The 21,491-nt window shown below is 58.0% G+C and carries 23 protein-coding genes and 1 tRNA gene; 14 read left to right on the plus strand and 10 right to left on the minus strand.

The window, feature by feature from the left end:
- A partial coding sequence (locus tag SE15_RS14180) for a class II aldolase/adducin family protein (RefSeq protein ID WP_160316692.1) occupies positions 1–320 on the minus strand: 320 nt, incomplete at its 3' end.
- A gap of 227 nt (positions 321–547) precedes the next feature.
- Here SE15_RS14180 and SE15_RS08670 point away from each other — a divergent pair.
- The 3 genes from SE15_RS08670 to gtfA all read left to right on the plus strand — a co-directional run bounded on the left by SE15_RS08670 (position 548) and on the right by gtfA (position 3,555).
- Complete coding sequence (locus SE15_RS08670; protein WP_054521737.1) at positions 548–1,555, plus strand: LacI family DNA-binding transcriptional regulator; 1,008 nt, start codon at positions 548–550, stop codon at positions 1,553–1,555.
- A gap of 75 nt (positions 1,556–1,630) precedes the next feature.
- A complete protein-coding gene (locus SE15_RS08675) occupies positions 1,631–1,864 on the plus strand; it encodes a hypothetical protein (RefSeq protein WP_054521738.1) in 234 nt (77 codons plus the stop codon).
- A gap of 176 nt (positions 1,865–2,040) precedes the next feature.
- Positions 2,041–3,555, plus strand: coding sequence for a sucrose phosphorylase (gene gtfA / locus SE15_RS08680; RefSeq protein ID WP_054521739.1), 1,515 nt, complete (start codon positions 2,041–2,043; stop codon positions 3,553–3,555).
- Positions 3,556–3,730: 175 nt separating this feature from the next.
- On the opposite strand, the gene SE15_RS08685 is transcribed toward gtfA, so the two are convergent.
- The 4 genes from SE15_RS08685 to SE15_RS08700 all read right to left on the minus strand — a co-directional run bounded on the left by SE15_RS08685 (position 3,731) and on the right by SE15_RS08700 (position 7,838).
- A complete protein-coding gene (locus tag SE15_RS08685) occupies positions 3,731–4,135 on the minus strand; it encodes a hypothetical protein (protein ID WP_054521740.1) in 405 nt (134 codons plus the stop codon).
- Positions 4,136–4,485: 350 nt separating this feature from the next.
- Positions 4,486–5,715 carry an ABC transporter permease gene (locus SE15_RS08690; RefSeq protein ID WP_054521741.1) on the minus strand — a complete coding sequence of 410 codons (1,230 nt, stop codon included), beginning with the start codon at positions 5,713–5,715 and terminating at the stop codon, positions 4,486–4,488.
- Between the two features lie 18 nt (positions 5,716–5,733).
- Positions 5,734–6,936, minus strand: a complete 1,203-nt coding sequence (locus SE15_RS08695) for an ABC transporter permease (RefSeq protein ID WP_054521742.1) — start codon at positions 6,934–6,936, stop codon at positions 5,734–5,736.
- Positions 6,933–7,838, minus strand: a complete 906-nt coding sequence (locus SE15_RS08700) for an ABC transporter ATP-binding protein (protein ID WP_054521743.1) — start codon at positions 7,836–7,838, stop codon at positions 6,933–6,935. Before SE15_RS08700 ends, SE15_RS08695 begins: the two co-directional genes overlap by 4 nt.
- A gap of 370 nt (positions 7,839–8,208) precedes the next feature.
- On the opposite strand from SE15_RS08700, the gene SE15_RS08705 reads away from it, so the two are divergent.
- Positions 8,209–8,282 (plus strand) — tRNA-Arg (locus tag SE15_RS08705).
- A gap of 79 nt (positions 8,283–8,361) precedes the next feature.
- Here SE15_RS08705 and SE15_RS08710 read toward each other — a convergent pair.
- The gene (locus SE15_RS08710) at positions 8,362–8,718 is read right to left on the minus strand and encodes a hypothetical protein (protein WP_054521744.1); all 357 of its coding nucleotides are present in this window, start codon (positions 8,716–8,718) and stop codon (positions 8,362–8,364) included.
- Positions 8,719–8,922: 204 nt separating this feature from the next.
- Between SE15_RS08710 and phnF the strand changes: the two genes are divergently transcribed.
- The 9 genes from phnF (at position 8,923) to SE15_RS08755 (ending at position 18,310) form a co-directional block, all read left to right on the plus strand.
- Complete coding sequence (phnF, locus tag SE15_RS08715; RefSeq protein WP_054521745.1) at positions 8,923–9,651, plus strand: phosphonate metabolism transcriptional regulator PhnF; 729 nt, start codon at positions 8,923–8,925, stop codon at positions 9,649–9,651.
- Between the two features lie 25 nt (positions 9,652–9,676).
- Positions 9,677–10,660 carry an ROK family protein gene (locus SE15_RS08720; RefSeq protein ID WP_054521746.1) on the plus strand — a complete coding sequence of 328 codons (984 nt, stop codon included), beginning with the start codon at positions 9,677–9,679 and terminating at the stop codon, positions 10,658–10,660.
- Between the two features lie 81 nt (positions 10,661–10,741).
- Positions 10,742–12,079 (plus strand): ABC transporter substrate-binding protein, encoded by a 1,338-nt coding sequence (locus tag SE15_RS08725; RefSeq protein ID WP_201778083.1) that lies wholly within the window; start codon positions 10,742–10,744, stop codon positions 12,077–12,079.
- Positions 12,080–12,160: 81 nt separating this feature from the next.
- Positions 12,161–13,087, plus strand: coding sequence for a carbohydrate ABC transporter permease (locus SE15_RS08730; protein WP_054521747.1), 927 nt, complete (start codon positions 12,161–12,163; stop codon positions 13,085–13,087).
- Between the two features lie 10 nt (positions 13,088–13,097).
- Positions 13,098–13,979: a carbohydrate ABC transporter permease gene (locus tag SE15_RS08735; protein WP_083461838.1), complete on the plus strand. Its 882-nt coding sequence runs from the start codon at positions 13,098–13,100 to the stop codon at positions 13,977–13,979.
- 20 nt (positions 13,980–13,999) lie between these two features.
- Positions 14,000–15,007 carry a Gfo/Idh/MocA family protein gene (locus SE15_RS08740; protein ID WP_054521748.1) on the plus strand — a complete coding sequence of 336 codons (1,008 nt, stop codon included), beginning with the start codon at positions 14,000–14,002 and terminating at the stop codon, positions 15,005–15,007.
- Positions 15,004–16,014, plus strand: a complete 1,011-nt coding sequence (locus tag SE15_RS08745) for a Gfo/Idh/MocA family protein (RefSeq protein WP_201778084.1) — start codon at positions 15,004–15,006, stop codon at positions 16,012–16,014. Before SE15_RS08740 ends, SE15_RS08745 begins: the two co-directional genes overlap by 4 nt.
- 71 nt (positions 16,015–16,085) lie before the next feature.
- Positions 16,086–17,276, plus strand: coding sequence for an N-acetylglucosamine-6-phosphate deacetylase (gene nagA, locus SE15_RS08750; protein WP_083461839.1), 1,191 nt, complete (start codon positions 16,086–16,088; stop codon positions 17,274–17,276).
- Positions 17,273–18,310 carry an SIS domain-containing protein gene (locus SE15_RS08755; RefSeq protein ID WP_054521749.1) on the plus strand — a complete coding sequence of 346 codons (1,038 nt, stop codon included), beginning with the start codon at positions 17,273–17,275 and terminating at the stop codon, positions 18,308–18,310. Before nagA ends, SE15_RS08755 begins: the two co-directional genes overlap by 4 nt.
- Positions 18,311–18,324: 14 nt before the next feature.
- Here the strand turns inward: SE15_RS08755 and SE15_RS08760 are convergent, their stop codons facing one another.
- A complete protein-coding gene (locus SE15_RS08760) occupies positions 18,325–18,690 on the minus strand; it encodes a DUF488 domain-containing protein (protein WP_054521750.1) in 366 nt (121 codons plus the stop codon).
- Between the two features lie 204 nt (positions 18,691–18,894).
- Between SE15_RS08760 and rarD the strand changes: the two genes are divergently transcribed.
- Positions 18,895–19,881: an EamA family transporter RarD gene (rarD, locus tag SE15_RS08765; protein WP_083461840.1), complete on the plus strand. Its 987-nt coding sequence runs from the start codon at positions 18,895–18,897 to the stop codon at positions 19,879–19,881.
- Here rarD and SE15_RS08770 read toward each other — a convergent pair.
- The 3 genes from SE15_RS08770 to SE15_RS14500 form a co-directional block, all read right to left on the minus strand.
- The gene (locus SE15_RS08770) at positions 19,803–20,726 is read right to left on the minus strand and encodes a cation diffusion facilitator family transporter (RefSeq protein ID WP_054521751.1); all 924 of its coding nucleotides are present in this window, start codon (positions 20,724–20,726) and stop codon (positions 19,803–19,805) included. The genes rarD and SE15_RS08770 overlap by 79 nt on opposite strands.
- A 3-nt stretch (positions 20,727–20,729) precedes the next feature.
- Positions 20,730–21,206: a GbsR/MarR family transcriptional regulator gene (locus SE15_RS08775; protein WP_054521752.1), complete on the minus strand. Its 477-nt coding sequence runs from the start codon at positions 21,204–21,206 to the stop codon at positions 20,730–20,732.
- Between the two features lie 90 nt (positions 21,207–21,296).
- Entirely contained in the window at positions 21,297–21,470 is a 174-nt protein-coding gene (locus tag SE15_RS14500) for a hypothetical protein (protein ID WP_160316693.1), read from the minus strand.
- Positions 21,471–21,491: the final 21 nt, after the last annotated feature.

The following is a 21,491-nucleotide window of genomic DNA, read 5'->3' on the forward strand; positions in this document are numbered from 1 at the left end:
GAGAGGGAGCAGAAGGGGAGGACGTGGAAAGGGTGGGCGTGGATGACCGCCTGGACGTTCGGGAAGGTTTGGTAGATGAGGAGATGGGCTTTGCCCTCCCGGGAAAAGCGGGGGTGATGGAGCCAGTGGTCCAACGTCAGGGGGCCGCTGAGGATGTCCTGAGGGGACAGTTGCCAGTGGTATCGGCTGCCGCTGTATTTGGGGGTGATGTAGAGGGTGTCGCCTTCTCTGGCACTGATGTTGCCTCCGGACATGTCGGTCAAGCGTCGTTCAAACATTCGGCGCCCGATTTGAGCAATTTGTTCGGGAAGAGATGCCATTAGGAACATCCTTAAAAATAATTTTATAAATTGTATCATATTGTCGAATGTCAATAACAAAAGAAAAACTTTTTGGGCCTCTTTGCTATGTGATATTCCTAAAAAGGTAAAGTGCTCATAGATGGGGTAAGCATTGGTTACACCCATTGGTCAAAATGGTTGACAAGCATTTCCCGTCAATGGTATAAAAGGTGAAAGTGCTTTCATCAGTTGTTAGAGGTTGTTTTATGATCAATGGAAACAAAAGGCCAACCATATATGATGTGGCCAGGCATGCCGGGGTCAGCATTACCACGGTCTCGCGTGTGCTCAATGATCCCGGCAGGGTCAATCCCGAGACGCGAAGAAAGATATTGGCTTCCATAGATGCATTGGGCTTTGTCCCCAAGGCCGAGGCACGTGCCCGTGCAATGCAGAAGAACGGTCGTATTGGGGTGGTAACCCCCTTCTTTACGGCTCCGTCATTTGTTCAGCGTTTGCGGGGCATTGCCACGGTTCTATCCTCGAAAAACTTTGAATTGGTGATTTATCCGGTCTATTCGGCCGATCATTTACAGCGCTACCTTTCCACACTGCCGCTGACCGGTAACCTGGATGGGTTAATTGTCCTGTCGCTGCCGGTCAACGATGAAGAAGCAGAGAGGTTGATTCGGCACAATCTGCCAACGGTCTTGATCGAGTATCCTCACCCTGCCCTGAACTGCGTAGAGATTGATGATGTGGAGGGCGGGCGCATGGCTGCCAATTATCTGCTCAGCAAGGGGCACCGCCGGATTGCCTTCCTGGGAGACACGGATCTGCCGGAGTATGCGATTCATCCGGTCAGCCTACGCCTGAGCGGCTTTCGTCAGGCATTGAAGGAAGCGGGTATAGATCTCCCTGAGGCCTTTGTGCGCCTCGCCCCTTATACGCAGGAGCAAACCCGGCAAGTGGCCAAGGAATTGCTTGAGTTGCCCGAGCCACCCACTGCCATATTTGCGGCCACGGATTTCCAGGCGTTGGGAGTGCTTAAGGCAGCCCGCCAATTGGGGGTGGAGGTGCCGGGCCAGCTGGCGGTAATTGGGTTTGATGACCTGGATATGGCGGAGTATGCGGATCTAACAACCATAAGCCAGCACCTGGACGAATCGGGAAAACTGGCAGTGGAGATATTGTTTGCGCAATTAGAATCACCATCGCGCTTGCCGAGGCACGTAAAGCTCCCACTCACGTTGATCGAACGAAAAACCGCCTGAATATCGAAAGGCTCTTGGAATGGATATTGACTTTTTAGTGGATTTGTTGTACTATCTCACTTAGAAAGTGCTTTCATGTTACTTCTTTCTAACAGCCTGATTGTTCTTCAACTATATATGGCGTGTGGTGTTGATGACGAACTTTATGATATGAGCATTAGATTCCGCGACCTGGCTAATGAACACGGGATTGATTTGACTTATGAAGAGGGCCCCGGGGCGCATACTTGGGAATTCTGGAATGAGTACTTTCCTCGCGCATTGGAATGGCTCGATCGAAACTTTATCCAGGAAAAACGCACTCATTAAAAATACGCTCTTGGTTTTTGTGGGATGGTTAGGAAAGGGTGGGCTTTGGTGTGGCGGTATTTTTTTGTGACAATGGGCGACTTTTGTGACGTGAGTTGCGGTTTGCTTCTCTCGGAAAAACACCCGGGCAGACCCTTTGAAGGCAACACCTTTATGCTACGACATATCGGGGTACTATGAAAAACCAAGTTCAACTCATCACCTACGTAGACCGCCTGGGAAGCGGTAACATCAAAACACTCCACCAATTGCTGCGTGGCCCCCTGGCTGGCTTATTCGGCGGTGTCCACCTTCTCCCCTTCTATTACCCCATTAAGGGAGCCGATGCCGGGTTTGATCCGATTGATCACACCCGGGTTGACCCCTGTCTGGGCAGTTGGGAGGATATCAGGGCATTGGGGCAGGATGTTGACTTAATGGCGGACTTAATCGTTAACCATATTTCATCGTCCTCGCCCCAGTTCCTGGATTATTTGGAGAAGGGGGACGACTCGATCTACAAAGATTTGTTTCTTACGATGAGCAGTGTTTTCCCGAACGGTGCCACCGAAGCCGACTTATTGACCATTTATCGCCCCAGACCCGGTTTGCCTTTTTCTTATATAACCCTGAAGAACGGCCAAAAACGTTTATTGTGGACCACCTTCTCCAGGCAGCAGATTGACATCAATGTATTGCACCCTATGGGGAGAGAGTACCTGCACTCGGTATTGCGCACTCTGCATGAAAACGGCATTCGCATGGTGCGTCTGGATGCTGTTGGGTATGCCGTCAAAAAGGCGGGAACCACTTGTTTTATGATCCCCGAGACGTTTGATTTTATTGAAAACCTGACCCATCAAGCCCAGGAATTGGGGATGGAGGTCTTGGTCGAAATCCACTCGCACTATCGCAAGCAAATTGAGATTGCCCGTCAGGTGGATCGTGTCTACGATTTTGCTTTGCCCCCCCTGGTTCTGCACGCCATATTCAATCGCACGGCATACTACCTAAAGCAATGGCTGAGTATCAGCCCGCGCAATGCGATTACCGTTCTGGATACGCATGATGGCATTGGGGTGATTGACATCGGCGCCGACAGCAGTGATCCACAAAACTACCCCGGTCTCATTCCTCCGGAAGAATTAGAGGCTTTAGTGGAGCAAATTCATCTTAACAGCAACGGGCAGAGCCGTCTGGCCAGCGGTGCCGCCGCCTCCAACTTGGATTTATATCAGGTGAATTGCACTTTTTATGATGCGCTCGGGCGCAACGACCGTGATTATTTGTTGGCACGCGCCATTCAGTTCTTCTCGCCGGGCATCCCTCAGGTTTACTACGTGGGTTTGCTGGCGGGCGAAAATGACATGGATCTGCTGGCCCGCACGGGTGTCGGGCGTGATATCAACCGGCATTACTACACCCTGGAGGAGATTGCCCAGGCCATCCAGCGCCCCGTGGTGCAATCGCTGTTCCGGCTGATTCGCTTTCGCAACCAGCACCCCGCTTTTAACGGGGCGTTTAGCATGCCCGAATCCCCGGATTCCCGGCTCATCTTGCGTTGGGATAATGGGGCAGCCTGGGCGGTATTAGAGGTGGATTTTGCTGCCGGGACCTTTTCCATTTCCGGTTCGCCGTTAGAGGGGGCGGAACCCATAGAGGCGTTACCAGGTGCCCACCCAGACAACCGCTACGGGGGTATCGCCACTTAATGGGTTTATGCTTCACCGCGTTGTTGAAAAACGCTCACCCAAGGTTGCTCCTCGGGTGAGCGTTTTACCCGCTAACGAGGTGCTCATGAGGTGAGGGGTTGATCCCCTGCGGCAGTTGTGCGAAGCACTTGCGACAAGGCGCCCTGTGATCAGAAGAGAGGGAGAAACCCCGCCGTTACTTCACCTCAAACTCGACCGTCTTGGCCAGTTTGTCGTCCAGGTAGAGCTCGACCTTGTACTTGCCTTGTGGCCAGGGGTTGTTGTTGCTTAGACTGAAGTGAACAAGCCCGCTCCCAGAGACAAACTCGGTCTCATAAATGGTGAGATTGGGATCCGCGCCTTCCACATCTACCGCGATCCAGACCGCTTTGAGCCTGGTGTCATCGGGCGCATTGCGCAAATCGGCCTGGACGTAAAAGACGGCGTTCGGCGTATAAACCGTAGTACGATTATTGCCCTCTTCGTCTGTGGACATCCAGGCATCGGCAATGTTGGCTGTGGTAACACTTCCGCTGCAGGCCAGGACGGACAACACGATCACCAGCAGCCCGATCAAAATGGGTAGTTTGTTGGAACGCATTATTGGGGTCTCCTCTCTAAAATGGGGGATGGCTTTCAGAATTGCCGCCTGGGGGAATGTGCTCAGCGGAGCGAGGGCGCGCCGGAAGAGCAAAGGGTCCAGCCGGGTGTGCCTAATTGGTTTTAAACCTAAAAACCTAATTTGAGATATTGTACCGCTTATTTGAGTACGGGCTACCCTCCATAACCCCGGATATCGGTGTTCTTGGGACTTGCGCGCCCTTACAGGCATGGGGGATGGAGCGGTGCGTGCTCTCTTGCCCCGTATATACGAGGTACCGCGGCACCTGCTCCTTTGCCCCGTGGGGCGGTCTTCGCTCACGGGGACATCCCTCTCTGCTGAGTGGGGGGTCAGACCTTACCGATCAGCGCGCGGAAGAAGAGGCCCAGGTTAAACGGTTGCCCCGAGAGCAGGTTTTGAGCGCGGAACATGCCTGCCACCACGCGAATCACCAGGAAAGCCGTGAGGGCCTGCAGCACGGCACCCAGCCCCAACTGCCAGGTCGGCACCGGCTCCGCCGCCAGACGCGTCATCATGGCCACCGGCGAGGTAAACGGGAACAGGCTCAGGACGAGGGATAAAGCCGAATCGGGGCGGTTGATCAGCAGTTGAAGGAACATGAGGGGGATGATGAGCGGCAGAATTACCAGAGAAGTGACTTGCGAGGCTTCGCGCAGGTTGGGTGCCAGGGCACCGATGCCCCCCATCAGCGCGGCGAAAATAGTGTAGCCCAGGATGAAGTACAAGATGCCCCACCCCAGGAGGTTGGGGGGTAGTTGAATCCCCTGCAAGGCGGTAAAGGTCCTGCTGCTGAACTGCAACAGCCACAGCCCGGCTGCCAGCCAGACCGTCATCTGCAGCAAGCCCACCAGCCCCAAGCCGATGATTTTTCCGGCCATCATTTGCGAGGGGGTGGCTGAGGAGAGCAGGATTTCAATGACGCGGTTTTGTTTCTCTGTGTTGACACTGCTCAATAAGAGCGAGGAGGTGCCCAAAATAAAAAGATAAAAGAACATGGCAATGCCGTAAGGCACAAAAAAGGCAACCGTCTCATTTGTGGCGCGCGGCGGTTTTTCCGAAGCCACCCGTTCCACGCTCAGGTTCATTGAGACGGTAATGCGGTCAAACAGGGCCGGCCGGTCTTTGAACAGGTTGTAGGAAATGAGCCAATCAACCGGATAAGCGGTGCGGGCATCCTGAAACGGGTTGATTTCTTGTGCGTAGAGTTCAATTTTCCCACTGCTAAGGTAATCCGGCGCGACCACGTAGAGCATGGTGATCTCGCCGGCCTGCAAAGCGCGCAGCCCGGCCTCCGGGCTGGGGTAAGGGCGCACCTGCCCTTCCATTGCGGGGGGAATTTCCCGGATCAGACCGCTCAGATCCACCACCCCTTTGATGGGGGGCTTTTCTGGGGTGAGCAAGGTGATTGGGTCTGGGCTGGGGTTGCGGCGTTGAAGGGCACCCGCGATCAGCAGGATGATGAAGGAAACCAACGGTACCAGGATCAAGGCCAGAAGGAACGAACGGCTGCGCAGGGTGGTCAGGGCCTCGTGACTCAGAATAAGCCAGGTTTTGTGCATTGGAGGAGCCTCCCTTTGTCAGCGGGAACGGAGGATTTGAGCCAGGGTCAATCGCTTTCCGTAAAGCAGCATGCCCAGGCGAAAAGCACGGCTTGCCAGCCAGATGGCGGCGGCAGCGGCTGCCCACAGCACGGCGACCGAAAGGACGATTTGCCAGACTGGGAGGTTTGTCACCATGGCGCGCAGGGGCAGAGTCATTGGTGCGGTGAAGGGGAAGAGGCTGAATCCGATGGCCAGAGGGCTATTGGGATGCTCGATGATGGCGCCCATAAACCAGAAAGGCACGATGGCTGGTAAGGTGAACAAACCAGCAATTTGCTGAGCCTCGCGCGATTCGGTGGCCGTTGCCCCGACCGTGGTCATCAGCGCGGCGATCATTACGAATCCCGGGAGAAATGTGAGCGCCACCAACCCGAAAAAGGAGGCGTTGATCTCCATGCCTTGAAAATCGGGGAAAGCCCGCAGCGCAAACAGGGCGGCCAGCCCACCCATGAGCAGCCAGAACAGCAACTGGGTGAGTCCAACACACAAGTTGCCCAGCACCTTGCCGACCATGAGTGAGTCGGTGGAAATAGAGGTCAATATCACTTCAATCGTGCGGTTTTCTTTCTCCTCCACAACTGCCCGGAGCAGATACCCGCCGCTGGTGCTGATGGCGATCACGAATATGACGCCGCAGAACAAGGCGACCAGCAAACTGAAGAAGTTGCGGGAGCCAATTTTCTGGTTGCTGGTGAGGGTGTGCAAGGTCAGGTTCGGCCCTTCCAGAACGCGGTCACGCACGGTGGGGTCTTCATCCTTCAACAAGTGGGTCAGCAGAAACTTCGAAAACTGACGGTGAATATCTGCCTCTACGGTATGGCTGGTCACCAACCTGACATTGCCCGTGCGGAGATAATCTGCCGCGATCACGTAATAAGCCTGAATTTCACCGGCTTCGAGGGCACGGCGGGCGGCGGCTTCATTCTCAAAGGGACGCATTTCTACATCACGGTCCAGCCAGCCGGTGTTTTGGGGCGGCAGGGGCTGTGCATTGGCAAACAATCCCGAAAGGTCCACATAACCCACCGGCCGCATGTCCTCGCTCGAGAGAGCCGCCACGATGCTGATCCCCATGCTCACGACCAGGAAGATGGGAATGGAAAGCAGTCCCAGAATGAAGCCTTTGCGCTTGACATGGCGCAGGTATTCATGACGGAAGACAATCCAGGTCTTGCTCATAGGGGTTCTCCGCGCGCGGTGACGATCTGGATGAAAATCTCATCCAGCGTGGGCAGGGCCACTTCAAAGCGCTCCAGGGCCACCCCTTGTTCAACCAGGTGTTTTAGAATGGCCTGGGGATGGGTGTGTTCTGTCAGGTGTAGCAGGTAGCCGGAGTTTTCCCGCTCGATGCGCTGGACACCGGGGAGATCGGCGGGCAAATCCCCCAGGGGACACACCAGAATTTTGCGCGCAGCGTAGCGCCGGCGGATTCCGTCCAAATCCCCATATAACATGACCTTTCCATGATTGATCAGTACCAGCCGGTCGCAGAGTTCCTCGACCTGATGCATTTGATGGGTGCACATGATGATGGTCTTTCCGCGCTCCCGTTCCTCGCGCAACAGGTCTTTGACCATTTGAGTGTTAACCGGATCCAGCGCGCTGAAGGGTTCATCCACGATGATCAACTCCGGATCGTGGACCAGGGTGGCGATCAACTGGGCTTTTTGCTGCATTCCTTTGCTTAATGCTTTGACCTTTTTCTTGCGATGTTCGTAAAGGTCAAAGCGTTTCAGGCTTTGTTCAATGCGGTGAGCCGCCTCTGTCGGCTTCAGACCCTTTAAACGAGCCAGGTAGTTCAGGCAAACTTCCAGCGAGATATCCTGATACAATCCCCGCTCTTCGGGCAAGTAGCCGATGCGGTTTTTCTTCTCCTCGTTCATGGGCCCGCCAAGGACCTCGACCTCGCCGCTGTCGGGTTTGAAAATATCCAGGATGATCCGAATGGTGGTGGTTTTACCGGCGCCGTTTGGGCCCAGAAGACCGAAGATTTCGCCGCGTTGAACTTCAAAGGAGACGTGATCCACAACTTGTTGATTGCCAAAGCGTTTGGTAATTTGATTAACTTTGACCGTTGACATGGGAACTTGGCCTTTCTCAGGGAACGTGAGCATTATGTTTACGTAAATGCTGAGACGCTGGTTTCAGTCGGGGCGAGCATCTCCATTTGATTATAAAGAATTGCCTTGCAGAACCTTCCCCAAATGCGTCAGCGGATTGCCCAAATGGGGGCAGGCTCTGCCTGGCCGTTGGGTTGAAGCGGGCGCTTCCCGATGAGGTTTGGGTGGAACTCGGGGTGGGAAGGCAGACTTCTTGCATTCGTGCGGGTAAATGAGGGGGCAGCGTTACCTGGCGCGATAGCGACACCTGCCACGGGCGCAACCGCGATGGGGGATTAGAGGGCGGCACCCCGCCAGATGGCCGATGACCGTGTTATAATAATTGCACCGCGCCCCAGTAGCTCAAAAGGATAGAGCAAGGCACTCCTAACGCCTTGGTTGGGGGTTCGAGTCCCTCCTGGGGCACACCCCCCATAGAAACAGCCCCTTCCCAGATGCGGAAGGGGCTTTGGGTTGTCATGAAAGCAGGGAGGTGCCGCCGCGCTCAGTTGTTGTAGTCGTCGCGGTCTTCAAAATCGCTGCCGATCTCCTCGGCTTCTTCGTGCTTGTGGCGCACCCACAAGAAGAGCACCTGCCCTTCGGGGGTCTCGACCGAGCGCGCCGCCAGGATCGGCACGCGTTCTTCTAGCCCCAGCGGGTTGCGGAAGTGAAGGTAAATCGGCTGCTGGCGCCGCCACATGCGGTGACAACGTTCGACCAGCGCCGTGCCGTTAAAGGTGCGCAGGCGGGTCAGCGCCATATGATACAGGTTGGGGCTTTCATTGAGCCCCAGTGCCCACCCGTCATCCACTTCTTCAAATACCGGGGGTGGGCCTTCAATGATCGTGATTCGGTCGTCCATAGGTCAGTTCACCTCAAGCCCCAATCATATCACAAAGCCAGCAAAAGCGGGAATAGGAAAACCCCTCAACCTTAAAAATTTGTCGGTCCGGCTTAAAAAATGCGCTGGCCTATTGATTTTCTCCTTCGATTTCTATATAGTAAAAATATCCACGTCCCAACGTCATGATGTCATAACAATATATTTACCCCGTCCCTCTGGTTCATGCTGAACGCAAATAGCCCCATTCCCCTCTATCACCAATTGAAGAGTTACCTTCAGGATCAGATCCTGCAGGGGCTGCTTAAGCCGGGTGAACGCATTCCCACGGAAAGAGAATTGGAGAAGCGCTTCAAGATCAGCCGCACCACGGTGCGCCAGGCGATTGGAGATTTGATCAACGAGGGATTGCTGGTGCGGGTGCACGGCAAGGGCACGTTTGTGGCCCAGCCGCGCATCCAGCAGCATCTGGGGTTGCTCACCTCATTTACGCAGGATATGGAAGCCCAGCGCCGCACGCCCGCCTCGCGCGTCCTGCAGTTTGAAATGCTGCCGGCCTCGCCGCAGGTAGCGCGGGCTTTGCAACTTAAAATCGGCGAGATGGTGATCGTCCTCAAACGGGTGCGGCTGGCCGATGGACAACCCCTAGCGCTGGAAACCGCCTACCTCCCGGCGGGACCGTTTCGCGCACTGCTTGACCTGGATATGAGTCAGCGTTCTCTCTATGCCACCCTCAAGGCACACTTTGGGGTGGAGCCGTGGCGAGCCCTGCAGCAAATTGAAGCAGTGGCCTGCCCGGCGGAAGAAGCCCGTCATCTGCAGGTGAGCAAGGGCGGGCCGATTCTCCATATCTACCGCACCACGTTTGATCAGTCCAATCACCCTTTTGAGTTTGTGGAATCTTACTACCGCAGTGATCGCTACTTCTTCACCGTCGAAATCTGGAGTAGGTAACCCGCATTTTGATGGAACAAATGCAATGAACACCCTCGCCATTGGTATTGACATTGGTGCTACCAAGATCGCCGCGGTTCTGGTAACCGCAGAGGGTCAGGTGCTGGAGGCGCGGCATCTGCCCACCCTGCCCCAACGCGGTCCGGCGGCGGTGCTGGATGATATTGGAACTGAGATCAACCGGCTGAGCGCCGTGGCGAATGCGTATGGGGGAAATCTCCAAGGTGTGGGGATGGGCAGTCCCGGTCTGGTCAACCCTGTGGAAGGCAGTGTGCGCAATGCGGTTAACCTGGGCTGGGAGGAGGTCTTCCTGGTGCGCGAGGTGCAGGCGCGCCTGAGCACTCCGTTGCCAGTCTGGATCGAGAAAGACACCAACGCCGCCGCACTGGGCGAATACTACTGGGGGGCGGCGCGGGGGTGCGAGGATTTCGTTTTCCTGGGCATCGGCTCGGGGCTGGGCGGAGGCATCATTGCCCATGGCGACCTGATACGCGGCGCAGATGGCAATGCCGCGGAGGTTGGCCACATTGCATTGGATCCCGAGCATGGGCGGCTGTGTGCATGTGGTTTGCGCGGCTGTGTGGAGACGGTGGTTTCCGGGCCGGGGCTGGTGGCGGTTGCCCGGCGGCTTTTAGCCGCACAGGCGCACCCCACGCACCTCTCGGTAGAGGCGGTGCAGGAAGCGCATGCTGTGGTTCAGGCTGCCGCAGCAGGTGATCCGCTGGCGCTGGCGGCAATAGACGAAGTGGCCGCCGCGTTGACCACCCTGGTTGCCTTCATTGTGGGGTTACTCAACCCCGCCCGCATTGTAATCGGCGGAGGTTTGGGGCTGGCGATTTTTGATCACCTGCGGGCGCGTTTACAGCGCGATTTGCCCCGGCGGGTTCTGCCGGCCAGCCACCAGAACCTGCACATCGTCGCTTCCCAATTGCAGAATCCGGCGCTGGGGGCGGCGTGTCTGGTCTGGCAGGCCGCCCGGCGCGCAGAGAAGAAAGGAGGTGGTCGGTAGCCGAAAGTCATACAAACTGGACCCGGTTGCCTCGATGTGTGTCCCACCAATCTTGAATTCTGAGAAATGAGGAGGAAGAAGATGCGTAAGCAAGTGTTTCTGGCCATGTTGCTTCTGATAGCGCTGGTGCTTTCTGCCTGTGCGCAAGCCACCCCTACCCAGGCTCCCCCCGCAGGTGAGGCGACCCAGCCCCCCGCAGCCGGCGAAGCCACTCAGCCACCTGCCGCGGGTGAAAAGGTCACTCTGATCATTGAATCCTGGCGCAACGATGACTTGCCCATCTGGCAGGATGTGATCATCCCCGCTTTTGAGGCAAAGCACCCCGATATCCATGTGGTGTTCAGCCCCACCGCGCCGGCAGAGTACAACGGCGTGCTGAACTCTAAACTGGAAGCGGGCACCGCGGGCGATTTGATCACCTGCCGCCCCTTCGATGCCTCGTTGAAACTCTATGAGAAGGGCTACCTGGCTCCGCTCAACGACCTGCCCGGAATGGAGAACTTCACCGATTTTGCCAAGACCGCATGGAGCACGGACGATCTTTCCGTGACCTTCTGCGTGCCGATGGCCTCGGTGATCCACGGCTTCTTCTACAACAAAGAGGCGTTTGATAAATTGGGCCTTCAGGAACCCACCACCTGGGATGAGTTCTACCAGGTGCTGGATAAGATCAAGGCCGATGGCACCTACATCCCGCTGGTAATGGGGACGGCGGATATGTGGGAAGCCGCCACCATGGGGTTCCAGAACATTGGGCCGAATTACTGGAAGGGTGAGGAAGGCCGCTTGGCGCTCATCCGCGGCGAGGCCAAGTTCACCGATGAACCCTACATCAAAACCTGGCAGCAACTGGCGCGCTGGCGCGATTACCTGCCGCCGGGCTTCGAATCGGTGAAGTACCCGGATGCGCAGGCGCTCTTCACGCTGGGCAAGGGCGCCATCTACCCGACCGGCTCGTGGGAGATTGCCCTGTTTGAGAAGCAGGCCTCCTTCCCGTTGGGCATCTTCAAGCCCCCGGTGGAGAAAGCCGGCGATCAGTGCTACATCAGCGATCACGTGGATATTGCGCTGGGCATGAACGCGGCCACCAAACATCCCGAAGCGGCGCGGACCTTCCTCTCCTGGGTGGCTTCTGCCGAGTTCGCCGAGTTGTACGGCAACGAACTGCCCGGCTTTTTCCCGCTCCACAGCACGCCGGTTGAGTTGAAGGACCCGCTGGCGCAGGAATTCGTCTCCTGGCGCAATGAGTGCAAATCCACCATCCGCAACTCGTACCACATCCTCTCGCGGGGTGAGCCCAACCTCGAGAACGAGTTGTGGCGCGTGAGCGCAGCGGTGATCAACGGCACTCTGACCCCCGAACAGGCCGCGCAGGAAATCCAGGCCGGTCTGGATAAGTGGTATAAACCCAAGCAGTAGGGCAGATAGGGCAGAAGGGGGTGGCCTTCCTGACATGGGGTCACCCCCGCCCCAATTCCAATTAGCGTTGGAGGGGTGAACGTGAGCACAAAACCCGGGTCACGCGCTTTTCCTATCCATATTGTGGTTTTTCTGGCGCCGGCGGTCATTGTTTATACCCTGTTCATGATTTATCCGCTCATTGATTCCCTGCGTCTCTCGTTTTTTGCTATCGGATCGGACAACCGGGAGTACTTCGTCGGGTTGCGCAATTACGTCCTTTTATTTACCGATTCCAATTACGCCCCGCGTTTCTGGGGGGCACTCAAAAATAATATTGTTTTCTTCCTGGTGCACATGCTGGTGCAGAATCCCATCGGGCTTTTGCTGGCGGCACTGCTTGCCAGTGGTGGGTGGGGGCGCAAATTTTATCGCACCGTGCTCTTCATGCCTACGGTGCTTTCCTTTGTCATCATTGGTTTTATCTGGAACCTGATCCTCAGCCCGCTGTGGGGCGTGGCTGAAAGCATTCTAAAGGCGGTGGGGCTGGGCTCGCTTTTCCGCCCCTGGCTGGGGTTGGAAAGCACGGCCCTGGTGACCATCTCTCTGATCTCGGTGTGGCAGTTTGTGGGAATTCCCATGGTGCTCTTTTACGCCGCGCTCATCGGCATTCCTGAGGAGTTGCTTGAAGCAGCCCGGGTGGATGGGGCTACCGGCTGGCAGGTGTTTTGGCGCATCAAGTTCCCGCTCATCCTGCCCACCGTGGGTATTGTGGGCATCCTGACCTTTGTGGGCAATTTCAATGCCTTTGATCTCATCTACACCATCAAGGGAGCGCTGGCCGGACCGAACTTCTCCACAGACATCATGGGCACCCTCTTCTACCGCACTTTCTTCGGCCAGCAGTTGCAATTGGGCAACCCGACCATGGGCGCTACCGTGGCTGCGATGATGTTCATTATCATCCTGAGTGGCGTTTTGATTTACATGTTCTTGTGGCAGCGGCGTATCCAAGCGGTTGAGATGTAAGGAGGCCTGGATGAGCACCTCTTCGCGTTCCCTCACCTACGGCAAGGATTTTGGCCTGCTCTACCGCCTGCGCCTGCTGTTGGGCGGGTTTGTGCCACACCTGATCCTGACCAGTTACTCCCTGCTGGCTGTTTTTCCGGTGGTGATGATCTTGATCAACTCGTTCAAGACGCGCAAGGCCATCTTTGGCGAACCGTTCGCTTTCCCCAACGCTTCCACGTTCAGTCTCATCGGTTATGAAACGGTGCTGAGCCGTTCCAATTTCACGCAGAACTTCATCAACAGCATTGTGGTCACCGGGGTGTCGTTGTTGTTCATCCTGTTGTTTGGCTCCATGGCGGCCTTTGCCCTCTCGGAGTACAACTTCCGTGGTAACACCCTGACAGCACTTTACCTTTCGATTGGGATCATGATCCCCATCCGTCTGGGCACGGTCAGCTTGCTGCGTTTGATGGTTAAATTGGGGCTGGTCAATACCCTGACCGGGTTGATCCTGGTTTATATTGCGCAGGGGTTGCCGCTGACCATCTTTATTTTGAGTCAGTTCATGCGTCAGGTGCCCAAAGAATTGAAAGACGCGGCCCGTATTGATGGGGCCAGCGAATACCGCATCTACACCATGGTCCTGCCGTTGGTACGTCCGGCGCTGGGTGCCATCGGCATCTTCACCATGATTCCCATCTGGAACGATTTGTGGTTCCCGCTGGTGATCGCTCCCAGTGCCAAAACGGCGACCATTACCCTGGGGGTGCAGCAGTTCCTGGGGCAGTTTGTCAGTGATTGGAACGCCGTGCTTTCCTCGCTCAGCCTGGCCATGGTGCCGATTCTCATCCTCTATGTGATCTTCTCGCAGCAGATGATCCGCAGTATTACTGCGGGTGCGCTCAAATGATCTCTATCAGGGAGGTTTCCATGCGCGTTGGAATTGCCGGAGTTGGTTTTATGGGCTCCACCCATGCGGCGGCGTGGGCGGAGACCGAAGCGCAAATTGTGGGGTTTGTGGCAGAAACCGTGGAGGAGGCCCAACCCATTGCCCAGCAGTACGGCGCCAGGGTCTTCCCGGATTTTGCCTCAATGCTCGAAGCGGTGGATGTGGTGGATATCTGCACCCCCACCCACCTGCACGTGCCGATGATCCTGGAAGCGGCCGCCAGAGGCAAGCACATCATCTGCGAAAAGCCCCTGGCCCTTTCCGTGGAAGATGCGCTGGAAGCCGTGCGTGTCTGCCGCCGCGCCGGGGTCCAGCTCTATGTAGCCCACGTGGTGCGCTTTTTCCCGGAGTACGCCCTGGCTAAGCAGATTATCGCCCAGGGGCAAATTGGGCAGGTGGCCACCCTGCGCTTGCTGCGTGGCAGTTATCGCCCTAAGAAGCCCGTGGGCAACTGGTTCCTGGATGAGACCAAGTCGGGTGGCATCCTGATGGATTTGATGATTCACGATATGGATTATGCCCGTTGGGTGGCCGGCGAGGTGGAAAGCGTCTTTGCCCGCAAGGTCAGCGCGGTGCACCAGGGCAGCCCCGTGGATTATGGTCTGGTCATCCTCAAACACCGCAACGGTGCGATCTCCCATGTGGCGGGGGCCTGGGCCTATCCCCCGCCCACGTTCCGCACCCGCTTTGAACTCTCGGGGGATCGTGGGATGATCGAATTCGACTCACAGGCCACTTCGCCCATTGAGAGCCTGATCATCAAGCCCCATGCCGAAGCGCCGGACGTGGGGTTGCCATCCAGCCCGGTACGCGAAAGCCCTTACACCACGGAGATTAAAGAATTCTACGTAGCCCTCAAAGAGGGCAAGACACCGCGCGTAACCGCCGAGGACGGTCTGGCGGCTGTGCAGATTGCGGCTGCTGCCGTGCAATCTGCGCAGAGCGGTAAGGTGGTCTATCTCGAATCGTTAGGGGAGAGGCTGCTATGAGCATCCGAATTGGGATTATGTCCTTTGCCCATTTACACGCCGAGGCGTATATCCAAAATCTGCGCGCCATCCCCGGCGTGGAGATGATTGGCCTGGCTGATGATGACCCTCAGCGGGGAGAGCACTTTGCGCGCCTTTTCGGGGCGCATCGTTTTCGCAGTTACGAGGAACTGCTGGAAGCCAGACCCGATGGGGTGATCATCTGTTCCGAGAACAGCCGCCACCTGCCTCTGGTTAAACTGGCGGCGGAGGCGGGGGCCCACATTTTGTGCGAAAAGCCGCTGGCCACAACGGCCCAGGATGCGGAAGCCATTGTGCGTACCTGCCGCCAGGCGGGGGTATTGCTGATGACGGCTTTCCCCATGCGCTTTTCCACGCCGCTTCTGGAAGTTAAATCCCGTCTGGATGGGGGTGAACTGGGGCAGGTCTACTGCTTCAACTCCTCCAACCAGGGCGAACTTCCCAAGAAGCATCGCGCCTGGTTTGTGGACAAAGCGCTGGCGGGGGGCGGTGCGATCATGGATCATACGGTTCACCTGGTGGATATCATGCGCTGGTACCTGGGCAGTGAAGTGACCGAGGTGTATGCGGTTGCCAACCGCATCTTCCATGCGGATGAAGTGGAGGTAGAGACGGGCGGGATGGTTTGGGTGACCTTCGAAAATGGGGTCTTCGCCACCATTGATTGTTCCTGGTCGCGCCCGCCTTACTGGCCATCGTGGGGTGGTCTGTCGTTTGAGATGGTAACCGACCGCGGCGCCGTGTGGGTGGATGCTTTTCGGCAGAATCTGACCGTCTTCACCCATGCCCTGCAACGTCCCTACTGGGCGTTCTGGGGCTCAGATCCCAACCAGGCTATGATTGAGGACTTTGTTCAGGCCATCCGTGCTCAACGTCCACCGCGGGTGAGCGGCGAAGATGGTCTGCGCGCGGTCGAGGTGGTTGAAGCCGCCTACCGGTCTGTGGAGAGCGGCCAGCCGGTGCACCTGGAACGGCGCCAGGTCTAGGCAATGGATGCCGGGCCATATCACCCTCGAGATAACCCCTTCGATCCTCGAAGGTAGGAGGAGACCCTTGCATGCTTCTCATTGACAATGCCACACTCTATACCCCTACCGAATGTTTTCACCCCGGCCGGCTGTTAATTGAGGATGGGCGCATCCTTGCGTTGGGAACGCCAGAGCACCTGACGGCGCCTGCGGAGACGCCCACCCTGGATGCTCACGGCCTTATGGTGACCCCGGGGTGGCTGGAACTGCAAATCAACGGCGGGTTCGGTCACGATTTTACCGAAGCCCCGGCCACCATTTGGGAGGTGGCGCGTCACCTGCCCCGTTACGGCGTGACCGCTTTTCTGCCCACCATTGTTACCAGCCCGCTGTCGCAGGTGGAAACCGCCATGGAAGCCTGGCACAGTGGTCGCCCTGCCGATTTCCACGGCGCCGAGCCGCTTGGCTGGCATGTGGAGGGGCCTTTCCTCAACCCGGGGCGCAAGGGAGCGCACAACCCGGCTCACCTGCAACTCCCCAGCCTGGGCGCAGTGGAGGGCTGGCAGCCGGCCAATGGGGTACGGCTGGTCACACTGGCGCCGGAACTGCCGGGGGCAGATGCAGTGATCCACTACCTGGTCAGCACCGGAGTGCGCGTCTCCGCCGGGCACAGCCTGGCGACCTACGAGCAGGCGCTACATGCGTTCGATCTCGGTGTAACTTACGGCACGCACCTCTTCAATGCCATGCCGCCGTTGGAACATCGCGCGCCGGGTTTGGCGGGGGCGTTGCTCACCCACCCCGATTTGACGGTGGGTCTCATTGTAGATGGCATTCACGTTCACCCCGCCATGGTTGCGCTGGCCTGGCGGGCCAAGGGGCCAAACCGCTTGAATTTGGTCACGGATGCCATTGCAGCGTTGGGGATGCCCCCGGGCGAGTACCGCCTGGGTGACCTGGAAATCCGCGTAGATGCCACCTCGGTGCGCCTGCCCGATGGCACTCTGGCCGGCAGTCTGCTCAGCCTGGATGCGGCCGTGCGCAACCTGATGGCCTTTACAGGGTGTACCCTGCCGGAGGCTCTCTGCACGGTGACCACGACCCCTGCGGCGGTGTTGGGGTTGAGCGATCGCGGCCGACTGGCGCCGGGTTACCGCGCCGACCTGGTTTTGCTCTCACCTCAGCACGAGGTGGTCATGACCCTGATCGGTGGGCAACCCGCATTCGGGGCTGAGGCCTTTGAAGAACGCCTGCACGGGCGGGTGGAGAGAAGCCCATGAGCCTGGAAAATGAGATTTTTGAGCAGCCCCGAACGTTGCAGCGTTTATTAGATGAGGGCTGGCCGCGCATCCAGGCCATTGCCGAAGGACTTCAGCGCCAGCCGTTTGATTACGTCTTTCTGGCGGCGCGGGGCACCTCGGATAATGCGGGGCGGTATGCTCAGTACTTGTGGGGGGCGTTCAACCGCCTGCCCATTGCCCTGGCTACCCCCTCGCTCTTCAGCCTCTATCAATCGCCTCCGCGTTTGAGCGGCGCACTGGTGGTGGGTATTTCACAATCCGGGCGCTCTCCGGATCTTCTCAGTGTCATGCACGAAGCGCGCCGTCAGGGTTGCCCGACCCTGGCGATCACCAACACGCCCGATTCGCCCCTGGCCCAGGCCGCCGATTTTGTGGTGGATATCCTGGCCGGTCACGAAGAGGCGGTGGCGGCTACCAAGAGTTACACCGGGGAATTGCTGGCCATTGCCTTGCTCTCTATTGCCCTGGCCGGGGATGCGGAGCGCCTGGCGGTGCTGACTCATCTGCCCGAATGGGTGGAAGCCATGCTGGCCCAGCATGCGGCCATTCAACAACTGGCGCAGCGCTACCGCTTCATGGAACAGTGTGTGGTCCTGGGACGCGGCTTCAACTATGCCACGGCGTTTGAGTGGTCGCTCAAATTGAAGGAACTGTGCTACATTGCGGCAGAGCCCTACTCCTCCGCCGATTTTCAGCACGGCCCTATTGCACTGGTGGAGCACGGCTATCCGGTGATGGCGGTGGTACCAGCAGGCAGAGTTTACGCCGGTATGTTGGAGTTGCTCCGTTACCTGCGCCATGAGCGCCACGCCGAACTCCTGGTGCTTTCGGATCAACCCGAGGCGCTGCGCCTGGGGCAGGCAGCCGTGGCGCTCCCCGCCGAAGTGCCCGAATGGCTCACGCCGCTGGTCAGCATCATTCCGGCGCAATTATTTTGCTACCACCTCAGCGTGGCACGCGGTTTTAGCCCCGAACGTCCGCGCGGCCTGCGCAAGGTAACCGAGACCGAGTGAAAGGCGAGTGCGGGTCAGGGTTGCTCCTGGCCCGCCCGTCGCAATAAGTACTCCCGCAGCGCTACTGCCTGGTTGTGTGCCTCATCCCGCGCTGCAAACAACAGGGTGACCCGCTGTTCGCGTGCCAGCGCCAGCAGATGTTCCACGGGCTGAGGGTTGGCATCTAACTCGGCAAAGTAGCGGTTCTTGAAGGCCTCCCAGCGCGCGGGAGCGTGCCCAAACCACTGCCGCAGGGCTGTGCTGGGGGCTACTTCTTTAAGCCACAGGTCGGCGTGCAAGGCCTCGCGCGTCATTCCGCGCGGCCAGACGCGATCCACCAGGATGCGCACGCCGTCCTCCGCTGTGGCTGGTGCATACACGCGCTTAACCCGAATCTCCATGTCATACACCTGCTTGTAACAAATAGCATAACACTAAAAGAGGCCGGGCATAGGGGTGATTTTTGATGCGGATGTTCGGCATTGGGGGATAGAAAGGGGCGGGGATTTTCTAATCACCAGTCGGTGGGAGAAGATTGCCGGCCCGATGCGTCCCTGGTTTGGGGTGGATGGGAGTATAATCGCCAGAACGTAGAGGAGGAAGCCATGAGAACAAAGTTGAACAGCGGTGTGCTCTTCGCCGCAACGGCCTACACGCTGTGGGGCTTTTTTCCGATTTACTTTAAGGCCCTTCAGGGGGTGCCGGCCCTTCAAGTGCTGGCCCATCGCATCGTGTGGGCTTTCCTCTTTCTGCTCGTTGTGCTGGCTTGGCGAGGAGAGATAGGCCATTTGCGGCGCTTGCTCACCCCACGCATCGGGCTGAGTTACCTGGGGGCGGGGGTTTTGCTGGCAATCAACTGGCTGACCTATGTTTGGGGGGTCACGGCCGGGTTGATTGTCGAGACCAGCCTGGGCTATTTCATCAACCCGCTGGTGAGCGTGGTGTTGGGGGTGGTCTTTCTGCGTGAGCGTCTGCGCCCCCTGCAGTGGCTGCCGGTGGGCCTGGCGGCAGTGGGTGTGACTTACCTGACCCTGGCCTATGGCCGGTTGCCCTGGCTGGCTCTGGTGCTGGCTTTCTCCTTTGGGTTTTATGGGCTGCTCAAGAAATTAGCGCCGCTAAACGCGCTCCACGGTCTTACCCTGGAAACGGGTAGCGTCTTCCTGCCGGCGCTGGGTTACCTGGTGGCTGTGGAAATTGGCGGTCAGGCAGCGTTTGGGCATGGGCCGGCCAACCAGACCCTGCTGCTGGCGCTTTCGGGTGCGGTTACGGCCGTACCTCTTTTACTCTTTGCCGGTGGGGCACGGCGTGTGCCCCTCAGCACGCTGGGGCTGTTGCAGTACATCGCGCCTTCCCTCCAGTTCTTGCTGGGGGTCTTTGTTTACGGCGAGCCGTTCGGAACCAGCCGCTTGGTGGGCTTCAGTCTGATCTGGCTGGCGCTGGCGCTTTTTTCTGCCGAGAGCGCGCTGGCCCAGCGCCGCCATGTTTCGGCCACCTCCGCCGCGGTTGGCAGTGGCTATGAATACGCAGAGGGGACGGTTGCCGGCGCCGGCTCTGGGTGCACGGTCACATCCGCATCGGGTAAAAGCGTCTGAATAGTGCGCTCCACGTCTTCGGTCAGGGTGTGCACGGCGGTAAAATCCATCTCCGGTGCGACCAGGATATGCACATCCGCGAAGGGCTGGGGGCCGGCATAGCGCAGACGCACGTGGTGGCAATCCACCACCCCCGGCAAGCGCTCGACGGCTTGTTTGATGGCATTGGCTTTGTCGCGGGGGGCGGCGTCTAGAAGGGCCTGGATGGCACGTTCGCCCAGTTGCAGGCTGATGTAGATCACGATGAGCGCCACCACCAACGCAGCCATAGCATCCGCCTGGCGCAGGAAACCCAACTGGGGGTGGATCGCGGAAAGTTTTACCCCGATCAATCCCAAAATTACCACGCTACTACTCCAGATGTCGGTGCTGAAGTGGAGCGCATCGGCTTCTAGGGCCTGGCTGTTGTGCTTGCGAGCCGCCCGGTAGAGCACGCGCGAGCGGGTGAGATCCACGGCAATGGACACGAACATGACCAGGAAAGCCCAGAACGTGACCTCGATCTCCACATGGCGGAAGAAGAGCCGTTGCACGGCTTCATAGATGATCCACACACAGGTGATCAGGAGCAGGAGCGTCTCGAAGAGAGCGGAGATGTTTTCGATCTTCCCATGGCCGTAGAGATGCTGATCGTCGGCGGGCTTGCTGGAAAGGCGCACGGCAAAGAAGGTCATGAGGGCAGCCAGTAAATCCAGTCCTGAGTGGGCGGCTTCGGCCAGGATGCCCAGACTGCCGGTGCTCACCCCGACAACAAGTTTGAAGGTGGTCAAGCCCACAGCGGCCACTACCGAAGATAGGGCCGCCGCATGTTTTTCGCCATCCGCGGTTTGCAGATAGGAGGTCAAGGTTCAAGCCTCCGAAGCGGGGGATAGAGGATGAAGTGGAGCCGCGGTCTGCTGGCGGACGCGACGCGCCGCCTCCATATCGGCAAAGACCGCCGGCAGGCGCGCCTCCAGAGCGGAAAAGAGATCGTGGGCTTCCAGCAGGCGCTGTTGGTTCTCGGGGGTGGGATGAGCGAGCAGGGTCAGCCCATGCTCTGAAAGCGCGTGCAGGGTACGCAGATGGTCCAGCCATTGTTGCAGGTAGGCAACCCACCCTCCGGGTTTGAAACGGTAGTAGTCCCGGCGCGCATGTAGCCCGGGCACTTGCTCGATCAGCCCGCGCTCGGCTAACAATCGCACCATCTGGCTGACGGCGCCTTTGCTGGCGTTCAGGGCAGCGGTCATTTCGCCCAGGGATTGGGCGGGTGGCTCACAAATGAGCAGCCAGGCCAGGATGCGCCCGGCCAGGCGGGGCAGGCCAGCGGCTTCCAGTGCCAGCGCCATGGCGTCAACAAACTGCTGCTGCGCCTCACCTGGCGCGGTGGTATAGAAGAGGGAGCATGATGCTGCGTTCTTGTTTTCATTGTTTCGTGATTATAAAACTTTCCAAACATCGTCAATGGTATTGGGTTCTTGCCTGGCAGGGTCTTTAGCACGATTGGATGGTTTCTCGCCAGGCTGGATGGTCCAGAAGGTCATCGCCCCCGACAATGGGATGACCAGGCTGATGCGTACCCAGGGAGGCTCGGCCGGTATTATCAAGGCCATGCTTGCGCAATTGACACAGCG

This window comes from Thermanaerothrix daxensis (genome assembly GCF_001306145.1).
GTDB classification, from domain to species: domain Bacteria; phylum Chloroflexota; class Anaerolineae; order Anaerolineales; family Anaerolineaceae; genus Thermanaerothrix; species Thermanaerothrix daxensis.